The organism is Geobacillus sp., from assembly GCF_017515625.1.
GTDB lineage: Bacteria > Bacillota > Bacilli > Bacillales > Anoxybacillaceae > Geobacillus > Geobacillus stearothermophilus.
In genome coordinates, this window is the sequence record NZ_JAFWFM010000158.1 from 1 (window position 1) to 13,188 (window position 13,188).

Below are 13,188 nucleotides of genomic sequence, written 5' to 3' on the forward strand. Positions count from 1 at the left end.
AGGGGCCGAAAAGCCTTGATAAATCAACATTTCTAGAGGGAGGAAAGCGCATGGGTGTGACGATTGAACTCGATGTGCGCGAAGATTTGCGGCAGAAACGTGAGCCGTTTGAAAAAATTATGAACGCCATCAAACCGCTGCAGCCGGGCGATACGTTCATTTTGCACGCTCCATTCAAGCCGCTGCCGCTGTTTCCGATTATGAAAGCGAAAGGATTTACGTACGAGGCCGAACAAATCGAAAAAAAACATTGGAAAGTAACGTTTGTGAAGCAGGGGGGATGACCGATGATCCTCGATAACCGCGGACTCGAGCCGCCGCAGCCGATGATGCGGACGCTCGCTGCCCTCGCGAAGCTGAATCCTGGGGAGACGCTGACGATCATTAACGACCGCCGCCCGATGTTTTTGTACGAACAGCTTGACGAGCTCGGCTACCGGCACGAGACGGTCGCACGCGAAGACGGCAGCTTTGAAATCCGCATTACGAAAGGATGAGCAACGTGTTTCCTACTCGCACGGGGACGGAAACAGACGTCCGTCTTCCGTTCTCGTTTATCATGTTCGCCGTGTTGGCGTTCGCCGCATCGCAGCTTATGTTGCTTGGAGCGATTCCCTCACTTAGCAGCGGCGCGTTCCGGCTGCCGTTCGTATGGGCGGCGGCCCACCTGGCGTTGCTTGGCTTTGCATTGATGACGGCCATGGGGGCGATGTACCAGCTCGTTCCGGTCGCCTTTTTGACGCCGATTTGGAGCGAGCGGCTCGGTTTTTGGCAGTTTGCGATCACCGCTCTCGGCATCGTCACCTTTGCCGCCAGTTTAGCGTTTACGCCAAACCAAGCGTTTCTCCCTGGCTTGCTTCTGCTGTTCGGCATCGTGCTGTTTGTCTGGCAAATGGCGATGACATTAAAACAACAAAAAAACAAAACGATCATGACGCTGTTTGTCGCGACTTCCTTATTGTTTTTGCTGCTGACGGGCGCCGCTGGAGGGCTGCTTGCCTTTCACTTTTTCGCCGCCACAGGCGCCAACAGTCATGAAACGGTGTTCGGCTTGCATGTGCTGTTCGGGCTGTGCGGCTGGTTCACACTTCTCATCATAGGCTTTTCGTACAAAATGGTACCGATGTTCTCGCTCGCCCACGGCTTTTCGCTGCGGCCGGCGCGTTACGTCTATGCGCTGTACATCAGCGGGATTGCGGTGGCGTTCGCCAGCTTATTCTTGCGAAGCCACGCATGGCTTGCAGCCGGTGCAGCCTTGCTCATGAGCGGATTCCTTGTTTTCGCCTGGCATATCCGCGCCATTTTGCAAAAGCGGATGAAAAAAACGCTTGACCGCCCGTTCCGCTTTTCGCTTTCGGCCATCGTCATCGGCCTTGTGCTGCACGTTGCCGCCTTTGTCGCCATCGTCGTCGGCAGCGGACGGCTGCTTGGCATCATTGTTTATCTATTCATTGTCGGCTGGATTCTCTTCAGCATCGTCGGCTATTTGTTCAAAATCGTGCCGTTTTTATGGTGGACGCATCGCTACAGCGAAAAAGTCGGCCAACAAAACGTGCCGACGTTAAAACAAATGATGAATGAACGAGCCGTCACCGTCCAATGCCGCCTATGGCTTTTCGCCCTCGCGCTGGCGGCCGTTGCGCTTGCTGTCGCGAGCGTGCCGCTGTTCGCCATCACTCAAGTACTGTTGGCTGGATTAAGCGTTGCCTTTGCCGGAACGATTTTAACGGTCTTCCGAAAATAAGCGAATGAGGAGGAAAAGAACGATGGATGTCCGCGAACTTGCCATTCAACAGCTGAAAACGGTCCTTGATCCGGAGCTCGGCATTAACGTCGTCGATTTAGGGTTGATTTATGACTTAAAAATCGAAGATGGGCATATCAATGTCCTGATGACGCTCACGACCCCCGGCTGCCCGCTTCACGACTCGATCGCCGGCGGCGTCAAACGGGCGCTTGAGCACATTGACGGCATCCGTGACGTGCGCGTCCAAGTGACATGGAACCCGCCATGGACGCCGGAGCGAATGAGCGAAGAAGCGCTCCGGCAGCTTGGGCATTTTTCTTGAAACACTCCACTTTTCCATCCCCTTTTCGCCGTTCGCCCGTGTTGGGCGGGCGGTTGTTTCATTGTTCTGCAACTGCTGAACACTCCCCGCCCTTTATTTTTGTATCATATAGAAAAACAAGAACCATCGCTTGGCTATTTAAAGGAAAAACGAATCGAGGCCGCGAATCATATGCCAAGAGGTGAGAGCGATGTTTGCTAAAATCGACGAGCTGAAACAACGGTTGGATTCGTTGCGCCCTTTGCCTCTAGGGATGAATCGATTGTTTTCTTGGTATGAAACGAATCAATATGCTCTTCATCCAATCGAACTGGCGGATCGTTTCCATTTTCAGCTCGTATCTATATACACGTTCCACAACCATGCCATCAAAGGAACGATGACAAAAAAGGCGAAGGCGATGTATCCGACATATCGAATCCACCGGGGAAATCCTCGCCAATCGAGGGCTTCCCGCTTCATCGCCCCTCCCGCGGCGATCCGATCCAACTCTTCGACCGGCGAAAACACCCGGTCATCCATCCGTTGAATCTCTTCTGTCCGTTGCGTTTCATGCCTCTCTTCTTTTCGAGATCCCTTCATGACGCCCCTCTTCCCCACGATTTTCATGAACAGACCAAAACGATGGTTCCATCCAACAGCCGCTATCCCCAAACATTCAACCTAATCAGCTGTGATGTTTTCCTCTTCATTATACCGTCTCTCATCGTCAGAAAGCACCCATATTTTCCACGCATTTCATGAGAGAGGACAAATGCACTTCTTCTAAGTTGGACGATGTATCTCGCTGCCCGCAGCCCCGTCTCATTCCTTCACCCGCAATAGGCGCATGCTGTTGAGTGTCACTAGCAGCGTCGCGCCCATATCGGCGAACACCGCGAGCCAAAGGGTGAGCCAGCCCGGGACGGCGGCCACGAGTGCCAGCACTTTAAGCCCTAAGGCGACGGCGATGTTTTGCCGGATGACGGCAAGCGTTCGGCGCCCAAGGTGGACGGTGTACGGCAGCTGGCGCAAATCGTCGGCCATGAGCACAACATCGGCTGTTTCCAAGGCGGCATCCGTCCCCGCCCCGCCCATCGCCACACCAATATCGGCCGCGGCCAAGGCAGGGGCGTCATTCACCCCGTCGCCGACCATGGCGGTCATGCCGCAACGTTCTTTCAGCTCGCGGATCGCCGCCAGCTTCTGTTCCGGAAGGAGCTCGGCGCGAATATCGGATACGCCCGCTTGACGGCCGATGGCCTGTGCGGTTTGCTCGTGATCGCCCGTCACCATCACCACTTCCGCCACCCCAAGGCGCCGCAGCGCGGCAACCGTTTCCGGGGCGGACGGCCGCAGTTGATCGGCCGCGGCGACAAGCCCCAACAGCCGATCGGCCGTGCCGACGGCCATCACGGTTTTTCCTTCGTCCCGAAAGGCAGAGATTTGCTTTTCCGCTTCATCGGGCAACTTCCCGATCCAACTGGTAAACAAAGCGGGGCTGCCGATATAGTACGTGTTCCCCGCAATCACCGCCTTCACTCCTTGGCCGGTGAGCGATTGAAACTCTTCGACGGCCACATCAAGAAACGGTGCTCCCTCTTCTTCCGCTTTGCGGACGATGGCAGAAGCCAAAGGGTGCTGCGACCGTTTTTCGATGGCGGCGGCGATGGCCAACAGCTGCTCACGTGTTCCTTCATACACGACGACATCGGTCACGGCTGGTTTCCCTTTCGTCAACGTCCCGGTTTTATCAAAGGCAACGGCACGCAGCCGGCCGATTTGTTCGAGATGCACGCCGCCTTTGATGAGCACGCCGCGCCGAGCCGCGTTTCCGATGGCGGTGACAATCGCCACCGGGGTGGAGATGACGAGCGCGCACGGGCAGCCGATGACAAGAACGGCAAGACCGCGGTAAATCCAATCAAGCCACTCCCCGCCCATCACGAGCGGCGGAACGATGGCGATCAGAAGCGCGGTCACGATAATAAACGGCGTATAATAGCGAGCAAACCGGTCGACGAACGCTTGCGACGGCGCCCGCTCCGCTTGCGCCTCTTCCACAAGATCAATCATTTTCGCCAATGTCGTCTCATCCGCCCGCTTTGTTACTTCAACTTCGAGGAATCCTTCTCCATTCAGCGTCCCGGCAAACACTGCATCCCCCACTGCTTTTTCCACCGGCAGACTTTCACCGGTGATCGCCGCTTCATTCACTGTGGAGGCGCCGCTTATGACAATGCCGTCCAAAGCGATTTTTCCCCCTGGTTTGACGATCATGACATCCCCGACGCGAACGTCTTCGACCGGAACGGTCATTTCCTCCGTGCCGCGCCGGATGGTCGCCTCCGCAGGTGCCATCTCCATCAATGATGCGATCGACCGCCGCGCGTTCTCCATCGAATAGCGCTCAAGCGCTTCACTGATGGCGAACAAAATGACAACAACCGCCCCTTCCTGCCATTCCCCGATCGCCGTTGCACCGAGAATGGCGATCGTCATTAATGTTTTCATATCAAACTGCCAGCGGGACAGATTCCGGAGCCCCGTCCAGAACAGGGAGTAGCCTCCGATCACGATCGCCGCCAAATACATCGCAATCGCCAGCATCCCCTTGTCCGCCGCATCGGCCGCAATGCCAATCAGAAGCAATACAGCAGAGACAAGGACGTTCCTGTTCTCTTTCTTCCTCCAAAACGGTTCCGGCCGGACGGTGCGCTCTCGTTCTTCACGAATGGTCAACTGTTCAAACGCTCCTGCCTGCTCAAGTTCATCAATCGTCGCCTCGCCCCAAACGGTGAGCTTGGCGGCGCCGAAATTCACTTTCGCCTCTTTCACGCCGGGCAAGGATTTCACGTTTTGTTCAAACTTAGCTGCGCAGTTTGTGCACGTCAGTCCTTGCACGCGGTATGTTTTGGCCTCGAGCCGATCTAATGTTTGTTCATTCCCCACGGCCATCCCCCTCTTTCCGATGGGCGAGCGCGACAAGCAGCAGCTCGCGAATATGGTCGTCATCCAGCGAGTAAAAGGCGAGTTTCCCCTCTTTTCGATATTTCACAATTCCTTGCTTATACAAAATGCGCAAATGATGTGATGCCGTCGCCACCGTCGCACCAATGACGTTCGCTAGGTCACAGACGCACAACTCCTCTTCACCGCAAAGCGCATACACGATCTTCGCCCGGTTTTCATCGGCAAGCGCCTTAAAAAAAGGGACAATCTCGGCAATTGGTTCATCGCGAAGCCGCCGCTGAACCCGCTCGACCTTCTCGTCGTCATAACAGTAAACGTCGCACACATCATGACGGTGCATTCCTTCTCGCTCCTTGCCAATATTCAAATATTCATTTGAATATAGAATAGCATATCTCCCCCTTATATTCAAATGTTCATTTGAATAAAAAATGTGTTCAAACGAAAAATCCGCCTTTTTTGTTTAAAAGGCGGATTTCCTCTTGTGAAGCACGCTTTAGCTGACCACAAACATGTTCGTTTCCTCATTGCCGATTTTGCTTACACATGCTTGCGAAACCAGCGCACCGTCTCCAAAAACGCTTCACGCGTCACTTTATGGCCGGCGTGCGGGTCGGCGATGAATTGCAGCCGGTCTTCGTTTCCTTCATAAAGTGGTTTAATTTGCTTGTAAAACTCATATGTATAAGCATACGGGACGACTTGGTCGGCTTTCCCGTGCCAGATGAACAGCGGCCGCCCGGCGAGTTTTTCCGGCTGCTTGGATAAATCGTAGCGGGCGAGCTTTTCTTTTTCGAGCGCAAGCAGCGTCGGCGGCAGCGGAATGTCGATTTGGCGCCGCTTTCCTTCTTCAATCATCTCATCAAAAAAGGCGCTGTAGTTCGGGCAGCCCATGAGCGCCACCGCCGCCCTCACCCACGGATAGACGGCGAGCGCGCCGAACGTGACGATTCCGCCCATCGATGTCCCAGCGAGCCCAATCCGTTCGGGATCCGCCAATCCGCGGCTTACAAGGTCGTTTTTCATCTCCTTGATTTCGGTGATCGTGCGCACAACAATGTCCCAAAACGACAGCTGCAATTTCCGTTCGCTCAAGCCTTCGTCCCGTTCACCGTGAAACAGCGCGTCGGGAAGCACAGCGCGGTAGCCCGCCTCGGCGAGCAAGTAGCCGAAATGCAAATTATGTTCTTTGGCGCTCGTAAAGCCGTGGATAAAGAAAATCAGCGGCAGCCGTTCGTCCCGCTTTTCCGACTTGACAACGTGAAGAACCGGCACGCCGGCCAACTGTTCCTGTTCAATGATCACCATGGTTGCACAAACCCCTTTTCTTTTTCCATCGCTATATAGTTTACCATATGGACAGCGATTTTGGAAAAGAGTTACACTATGTAGTGTAAAGAATAACGAGGGCAAAGGAGTCGGACATGAAGCCGTATTTAATCGCGTTGGATTTGGATGGAACGTTGCTCAAAGAGGATAAAACGATTTCCCCATTTACCAAAGACGTCATCCGCCGCGCCATCAACGTCGGCCATTTTGTTGTCATCGCCACCGGCCGCCCGTACCGGGCAAGCTCCATGTACTACGAAGAACTTGGCCTTGCAACGCCGATCGTCAATTTCAACGGTGCGTTTGTCCACCATCCGCGCCAGCCGTCGTGGGGCATGCACCATTACCCGCTGCCGCTTGCGATCGTCAAAGACATTGTTGAAATCAGCGAATCCTATGGAATCAAGAATATGATGGCCGAAGTGTTAGACAATGTTTATTTTCATCAACACGACGACGTCTTGCTTGACATCGTCCGCCTTGGCAACCCGACCGTGGAAATCGGTGATTTGCGCCGCTCGCTCGGCAAAGATCCGACGAGCGTGCTCGTGTACACGGACGATGATCATATCGAGCGGATTCAATCACACTTAGCGAATGTGTACGCCAACGTCATCCACCAACGGCGCTGGAGCGAACCGTGGCATGTCATTGAAATCATCCGCCATGGCGTCCATAAGGCTGCAGGCTTAAAACAAGTCGCCGACTATTTCGGCATCCCAAGGGAGCGCGTCATTGCTTTTGGCGATGAAGACAACGACCTCGAAATGATCGATTGGGCCGGGCTGGGCGTCGCCATGGGCAACGCTATCGAGTCATTGAAAACGGTCGCTGACGATGTGACGAAAAGCAACGAAGAAGACGGTATCGGCTTGTATTTACAAGATCTTCTAGGCCTGTAGCCCTGCCGCCCCCCTTGCTACGGGAGGCTTCTCGCGCCTCCCAACCACTTCTTTCCGCTTTTGCATTGATTTTTTCCTGTCGTGTCAAGCAGATTTCCGCTTTCAGAGCGACGAACGGCGGTTTGTAACGAATTTCCTTACTACTGTTCCCTGGCGGCGGTTACACTATACGTGACGCAACGCGCGTCTTCAACTTTTTAAAGGGGGAATCGGTCATGGGCAAACGAAACAAATCGAAGCGTTTCGTCCAGCAAGGCGTCGATGCGGTTGAACGGCATGACAAGCGAATCCCTTATCACCTGACGTACGCCGAGGCGGAAGCACGCAAAGCGGAAAAAGCGGTGGAAACGTCGCTTGGAGGGGCATAACGATGGGCAACCGTCTGTTTCAAGAGGCGCGCAAAGCAGTCGCACAGGCGAAACAAGCCAAAAGCGGCGAGATCGACATGAGCGTCGAGCGCGCTGTTGCCATCGCCAAAAACGCCTTGTCATCCGCGTACGCGCATTCCAACACGGCAGAAAAAGCGCAGTTGCGTCAATTTCAAGCTGAGCTTGATGAGCTCACTCAATAACAGCTGCGGGCTTCCCGCAGCTGTTTTTTTCTCTCGTCCCCGATTTTCCGTTGTATTCTGAGCTGAAAACCGCTACACTGAACATAGAAACATGAATCGCCGTTCACCTGCGGAAACGGTTCATTCATCTGATAGAGCCGTGGGGAACACGAAAGGAGAAAAGAGGAGGACGAAAGATGTCCATTCAAATCATCACCGACAGCGGCGCGGATTTGCCTCAATCGTACATTCGCGAGCATCAAATCGCCTTTTTGCCGCTTGTCGTTCATTGGAACGGCCAAGATTACGAAGACGGCATCACGATCGAGCCGAAGCAAGTATATGACGCCATGCGCGGCGGAGATGTCGTGAGAACCGCGCAGCCAAGCCCGCTGGCGATGAAGGAACTGTTTTTGCCATACGCCAAAGAAAACCGGCCATGCCTTTACATCGCCTTTTCATCGAAATTATCCGGTACATACCAAACGGCGATGGCCGTGCGCAGCGAGCTGCTTGATGAATATCCGGAATTTCGCCTGACAATCATCGACTCGAAATGCGCCTCTCTTGGCCAAGGGCTCGCCGTCATGAAGGCAGTCGAGCTGGCGAAACAAAACACACCGTACAACTTGCTTTGTGAAACGATCGAGGCGTATTGCCGCCATATGGAACACATTTTCACCGTTGACAACTTGGATTACTTGGCGCGCGGCGGACGCATCAGCAAAGCCGCGGCGGCCTTCGGGGGCTTGCTCAACATCAAGCCGCTTCTCCATGTCGAAGACGGCGCGCTTGTCCCACTTGAGAAGCTGCGTGGGCGGAAAAAAGTGTTGAAACGCATGGTCGAGTTGATGGGAGAGCGCGGCGATGATCTGCAAAAGCAAACGATTGGCATCAGCCACGCCGATGACGAAGAAACGGCGCTTGAGCTGAAGCGGATGATCGAAGAAACACACGGCTGCACGCGCTTTTTCCTCTCCGACATCGGCAGCGTCATCGGCGCACACGCCGGACCGGGGACGATTGCCCTCTTTTTTCTGAACAAATATATTGAGATCTGACGCCTTTTCCGCCGGACAAAACAAAGGCGCCTGCACAACCACAGGCGCCTGTCCTCATTACCGAAGTTGATCAAGAAGGTTGTAGTAGTAGTACGTTTTGGACCGCATCCGGCCATCCGAGAAAATTTGTTAAGAAAAATTCTCCATTTATCTTTCCACAAACTACCTTCCCCTATTTCCATATAGTTCATTTCCATTTGCCGCATACTAATGATGGACGATCGAAACAAGGGAGGGCTACCGATGCCAAACACGAGCGACAATGACAAAAAAGCGCGCGACAACCAAGCGAAGCGCCATGAGAAAAACATGATGCGCGAAAAAAACCGCGAAGCCGGGAAGTTCGCATATTCGAAGAAGACGGATCATTTGTGAGCAAAATGACAAAAAGGCGGTTGAAACACCGCCTTTTTCACATTGTTCCCCTGCATCAAGTCCCGCTTTCAGCATGGTGCTACATGCCGTCCTCTTCCGGATAAAGGACGAAACTAACCTTCTTGCCCCTTTGATCATTGTTGTCTTTCCCCCCACCTTTTTCTATAATGAAAGTACATCACACGCCCGGGAGGTCACGTATGTCAAAAGAAAGTTCGTTCGATATCGTATCCAAAGTCGATTTGTCGGAAGTGGCGAACGCGATTAACATCGCCATGAAAGAAATCAAAACACGCTACGACTTCAAAGGAAGCAAAAGCGATATTTCGCTCGAGAAAGACGAGCTCGTTCTCATCTCCGACGATGAGTTTAAGCTTGAGCAGCTGAAAGACGTGCTCATCGGCAAGCTCATTAAGCGCGGGGTGGCGACGAAAAACATCCAATACGGCAAAATCGAGCCGGCATCAGGCGGCACAGTGCGCCAGCGCGCCAAGCTCGTCCAAGGGATCGACAAAGAAAACGCGAAAAAAATCACCACGATCATCAAGAACACCGGCTTGAAAGTGAAAAGTCAAGTGCAAGATGACCAAATTCGCGTCAGCGGCAAAAGCAAAGACGACTTGCAAAAGGTGATCGCCGCCATTCGCGAAGCGGATTTGCCGATTGACGTGCAGTTTGTGAACTACCGCTAAGCGGATGGGGAAAACCTCCATCCGCTTTTCTTGTTTAGTGAAACGCCTCTCGCCAAACACTGATGACAGGCTTGGAGTCCAACTGCTCAAAAAAGCATGGTGTTGACGACGACTTCACGGAAAACGCCCCTCTTTTTACACAAGCTCACGGAATCCCTGTCTTGGCGTGTATTTTTGATCGGTTTCTAATGTCACGTTAATTTTAAATATTTACATTTTTTTGTTTTTTTTTGTATAATACACTTAAGTTTGAAAAAGAAAGGGGAAAGAGAATATGGGTGGAAAAAATCATAGACCAACGAAAGGACTGGCTATTACCACCGCTTTATCTGCTCAGTGCGCTTGGGCTATAGGGCAAGGCATTACTCATTTGTGGCAAGCGAATTCTGAACTAGAAAAAGCTATTATTGCTGCCACCGGTGCTACAGATGCTACTCGTTTTGTACAACCAACCGGTGATTCAGTTGCACACCTAGAAAACTCCATATCGTTTTTACAAACTGCTATTCATGATATCCATAATATTATAGAATCCTACGATGACCTCCTCAAAAAATGCGTTGAACTTGAATATAAGGGAAATCCATTAGCTTCACAAATTAATAAATGGAACCTAAAAGATAAGCTGGAAAAGAACCTATTCTTACCACCGTCACAAGAAATGTGGAAGTTAGTCTCAGGAATTATTGAACAAGATAATCTTGTGAAATATTTTGAATGGGAAAGAGATTTATTTAAAAACACAATAAATCCTTTACAGGATCTTATCAAAGTTTTGGAGACTTGCAAAGAAGTAGCAAAAGTTGACCCAGAACTTTTTGTTAAATGTGTTGAATTTAATCAAATACCTTTACGCCAATATTTCTTCCGAGTATTTAATATGTGGTGCAAAATTGATATAGCTATTGAACTTTCCACCAGTATTTCTACAGAGCTTTTCTATCGACTGGAAGGACATGGTTCTCTTACTGTGGTCCCTCCTATTCCAACAAGTGACGACATACTAAAACATGCTCCGTCTCAAGTCCCAGCGAGTTGGTAATAATCCTTTCGGGTGGTCCTCAAGATTTTTCAAGACCACCCTAGCTTATTAAATGGAAAGGGTAGAAAAAAATGATTGCCGTGCAAGACGTAAACAAAATCTATCCGCCAAACCGCCAAGTATTACATAATGTTTCCCTTGAACTGGTTGAAGGGGATCGACTTATTCTTTTAGGGCCGAATGGAGCCGGAAAAACTACTTTAATAAGATGCATCATCGGGCTTACTGCACCAGACAGCGGCAGCATCTATGTCAATGGAGTAGATGTTGTCCGCCATCCAGATGAAGCGCGCGAGTCGATTGCGGTCGTATTTGAAGAAGCTGACAACTCCTATTCTTATTTAACTGTTTTGGAAAATCTCTTATACTTCGGCTTGCTGAACAAATGGAGTCGTGCTGAAGCAAAACGAAGAGCCGAACGAATGATGGCCGTGTTGAATCTAACCCCATACGCTGAGCGTCTTACCCAAACCCTTTCACGTGGGATGAAACAAAAACTGGCATTTGCGATCGCCTTAATGAAAGGAGCGCCGTTTTTGTTCCTTGATGAGCCAACTCTTGGCCTTGATGTTGAGTCGCAACATCATATCCGAACCATGTTAACGGAAGAAAACCAATGGTGGAAAGCCGTTCTCATCACCACCCACGACATTCCTTTTGCCCACGCCGTTGGAAATAAGTTTGTCTTTATTCAAGGCGGAAAAATCGTTTGGAGCGGCACGAAAGAACATTTTTCAACTCCAGCCGACCTTGAAACTCATTTTTTGGCCGCTATTCGTTCCAACCTATCCGTCTAAGGAGGTGAGTCGGTTGCCCCTGCAAATCTTGAATGTAGTATTGGCTTCCTTTTTGAAAAAAAGAGCAGAGTATCGTCGGTATTGGTTCGATTTTACCGTTGGCCTTATCATTAAATTTGTCTTTTTTCTCGGTACGCTGTACGCAAGCCCGATACAAACCGGAAAGGAAGCGACGCTCAAACTGTTCGGTTTCAGCCTTTGGTACTTAAGCGCTCATTTGATCTCAAAGCTCGGCAACACGGTGATCGAGGAAGCGTATCTCGGCACGGCAGAGCAGGTACTTTCCACCAAGACTCCCCCATGGCAAGTTTTAATGGGCGTAGTGATCGCGGAAATCGCATTATCATCCGTGTGGGTAGTGCTCTTTTTCATCTGTGCGGCTTTGATGATTGGATTTTCCGAAATTCTCTCGGGAATATTATCCATGATAACGGAGATCGTCGTATTTGGCGGCGTAAGCCTAATCGGGATGACGGGAATCGGTGTGTTCATTTTAGGACTGTCCCTTCGCTTAAAACAAGTCGGAGCCGTTACCGAGGTGCTGCTTTATTATTTATTAATCTTCTCAGGTTTTTTTCTATCTTCAAATTTATTGCCGACAGCCTTTCATATTCTCAACTACTTTTCTCCCCTTTCTTGGGCCGTGCAAGGAGTGAATGAAGGATGGCCCGTATTCTTTCCTGCTCTCGGCATCTCGCTATTATGGCTGGCCATGGGCTCATTAGTCTTGAAGCAACAATGGCATTGGGCGAGAAAAAACGGAAAAATCGGAAGCTACGTATAAAAGAGCGGACGTTATCCCTCACATTTCGCACCCTTTCGGCGAAAACGGATTTGTTGCGGACGTCACGATCCGCGGCGAACCCCATTCCGTCATCGAAGCCATTGAGCGGCAAATGTACCATTATTCGTATCATATCGGGCAAATCGTCTATATCGCGAAACAGCTGAACGCAAACAACTGGAAAACACTGACCATACCAAGAAATCGAAAAACAACATAGGCAACTCCTTATTCGAATCATCTTGCAAACGCCATCCACCCCTCGGAACCTTCAGCCGATCAAGGTGGATGGCTTCTTTTTGTTGCTTGTTGTTCCTTCCCAATCCTATCGCTTATCGGGATCACGGTCAGCGCCTTGAAAGTTTCACAATACCGACCAACAAACAAACCATCCCCGCTCCCCACGCCATCCCCGCCTTGCCAAGAAGGAGGGAGATTTCTTCGGATGCCTGCGCATGGGTAAGATCAAAGGAAATCGCCTTCAGCGCAAATGAAACAGCCAGAGACAGCAACAAGAAATGGGCCAATATCCACAGAAACACTCGCCCTTCTCGATTCCTTCGCCAAAGAAAAACGATTGTCACAACCGCGATCAACATCACAACCGAAAAGCCGCCGATGAGCATATCCATCAC

General features: G+C 51.2%; 18 protein-coding genes and 1 pseudogene. 14 read left to right on the forward strand and 5 right to left on the reverse strand.

The window, feature by feature from the left end:
• Positions 1–50 precede the first annotated feature (50 nt).
• Genes IKE44_RS09560 through IKE44_RS09575 form a run of 4 tightly spaced genes read left to right on the forward strand, consistent with a single transcriptional unit; the run spans position 51 to position 2,069 of the window.
• Entirely contained in the window at positions 51–284 is a 234-nt protein-coding gene (locus IKE44_RS09560) for a DUF2249 domain-containing protein (protein ID WP_049626636.1), read from the forward strand.
• 3 nt (positions 285–287) lie between these two features.
• Positions 288–497 carry a DUF2249 domain-containing protein gene (locus IKE44_RS09565; protein WP_013146125.1) on the forward strand — a complete coding sequence of 70 codons (210 nt, stop codon included), beginning with the start codon at positions 288–290 and terminating at the stop codon, positions 495–497.
• Positions 494–1,744: a membrane protein gene (locus IKE44_RS09570; protein ID WP_049624323.1), complete on the forward strand. Its 1,251-nt coding sequence runs from the start codon at positions 494–496 to the stop codon at positions 1,742–1,744. Before IKE44_RS09565 ends, IKE44_RS09570 begins: the two co-directional genes overlap by 4 nt.
• Before the next feature lie 22 nt (positions 1,745–1,766).
• The gene (locus tag IKE44_RS09575) at positions 1,767–2,069 is read left to right on the forward strand and encodes a metal-sulfur cluster assembly factor (protein ID WP_011230255.1); all 303 of its coding nucleotides are present in this window, start codon (positions 1,767–1,769) and stop codon (positions 2,067–2,069) included.
• Between the two features lie 330 nt (positions 2,070–2,399).
• On the opposite strand, the gene IKE44_RS09580 is transcribed toward IKE44_RS09575, so the two are convergent.
• The 4 genes from IKE44_RS09580 to IKE44_RS09595 form a co-directional block, all read right to left on the reverse strand.
• Positions 2,400–2,651 carry a hypothetical protein gene (locus IKE44_RS09580; protein ID WP_049624322.1) on the reverse strand — a complete coding sequence of 84 codons (252 nt, stop codon included), beginning with the start codon at positions 2,649–2,651 and terminating at the stop codon, positions 2,400–2,402.
• A gap of 222 nt (positions 2,652–2,873) precedes the next feature.
• The gene (locus IKE44_RS09585; protein ID WP_080986189.1) at positions 2,874–5,000 is read right to left on the reverse strand and encodes a heavy metal translocating P-type ATPase; all 2,127 of its coding nucleotides are present in this window, start codon (positions 4,998–5,000) and stop codon (positions 2,874–2,876) included.
• The gene (locus tag IKE44_RS09590; RefSeq protein WP_033005425.1) at positions 4,990–5,361 is read right to left on the reverse strand and encodes an ArsR/SmtB family transcription factor; all 372 of its coding nucleotides are present in this window, start codon (positions 5,359–5,361) and stop codon (positions 4,990–4,992) included. The genes IKE44_RS09585 and IKE44_RS09590 overlap by 11 nt, the downstream gene beginning before the upstream one ends.
• A 200-nt stretch (positions 5,362–5,561) precedes the next feature.
• Positions 5,562–6,329, reverse strand: a complete 768-nt coding sequence (locus IKE44_RS09595; protein WP_049626639.1) for an alpha/beta fold hydrolase — start codon at positions 6,327–6,329, stop codon at positions 5,562–5,564.
• A 116-nt stretch (positions 6,330–6,445) separates the two neighbouring features.
• Here IKE44_RS09595 and IKE44_RS09600 point away from each other — a divergent pair, with 116 nt between their 5' ends.
• The 10 genes and pseudogenes from IKE44_RS09600 to IKE44_RS09645 all read left to right on the forward strand — a co-directional run.
• Positions 6,446–7,252, forward strand: coding sequence for a Cof-type HAD-IIB family hydrolase (locus IKE44_RS09600; RefSeq protein ID WP_049624320.1), 807 nt, complete (start codon positions 6,446–6,448; stop codon positions 7,250–7,252).
• Positions 7,253–7,467: 215 nt separating this feature from the next.
• Positions 7,468–7,620 (forward strand): hypothetical protein, encoded by a 153-nt coding sequence (locus tag IKE44_RS09605; RefSeq protein WP_162839623.1) that lies wholly within the window; start codon positions 7,468–7,470, stop codon positions 7,618–7,620.
• 2 nt (positions 7,621–7,622) lie between these two features.
• Positions 7,623–7,823 carry a DUF3813 domain-containing protein gene (locus tag IKE44_RS09610; RefSeq protein WP_015374102.1) on the forward strand — a complete coding sequence of 67 codons (201 nt, stop codon included), beginning with the start codon at positions 7,623–7,625 and terminating at the stop codon, positions 7,821–7,823.
• Positions 7,824–7,999: 176 nt separating this feature from the next.
• On the forward strand, positions 8,000–8,863 hold the full coding sequence (locus IKE44_RS09615; protein ID WP_049626640.1) for a DegV family protein: 864 nt from the start codon (positions 8,000–8,002) through the stop codon (positions 8,861–8,863).
• 243 nt (positions 8,864–9,106) lie between these two features.
• The gene (locus IKE44_RS09620) at positions 9,107–9,238 is read left to right on the forward strand and encodes a DUF3941 domain-containing protein (RefSeq protein ID WP_008879040.1); all 132 of its coding nucleotides are present in this window, start codon (positions 9,107–9,109) and stop codon (positions 9,236–9,238) included.
• A gap of 200 nt (positions 9,239–9,438) precedes the next feature.
• On the forward strand, positions 9,439–9,930 hold the full coding sequence (locus tag IKE44_RS09625) for a YajQ family cyclic di-GMP-binding protein (RefSeq protein ID WP_014195072.1): 492 nt from the start codon (positions 9,439–9,441) through the stop codon (positions 9,928–9,930).
• A 274-nt stretch (positions 9,931–10,204) separates the two neighbouring features.
• Entirely contained in the window at positions 10,205–10,972 is a 768-nt protein-coding gene (locus IKE44_RS09630; protein ID WP_049624318.1) for a hypothetical protein, read from the forward strand.
• Between the two features lie 71 nt (positions 10,973–11,043).
• Complete coding sequence (locus tag IKE44_RS09635; protein ID WP_011230240.1) at positions 11,044–11,769, forward strand: ABC transporter ATP-binding protein; 726 nt, start codon at positions 11,044–11,046, stop codon at positions 11,767–11,769.
• Positions 11,770–11,773: 4 nt separating this feature from the next.
• Entirely contained in the window at positions 11,774–12,553 is a 780-nt protein-coding gene (locus tag IKE44_RS09640) for an ABC transporter permease (protein WP_223812640.1), read from the forward strand.
• Between the two features lie 61 nt (positions 12,554–12,614).
• A pseudogene (locus tag IKE44_RS09645) lies at positions 12,615–12,773 on the forward strand (DUF1572 family protein); the annotation flags it as partial.
• 127 nt (positions 12,774–12,900) lie between these two features.
• Here the strand turns inward: IKE44_RS09645 and IKE44_RS09650 are convergent.
• Positions 12,901–13,188 (reverse strand): hypothetical protein (locus IKE44_RS09650; RefSeq protein WP_287465742.1); only part of this gene is annotated, 288 nt, incomplete at its 5' end.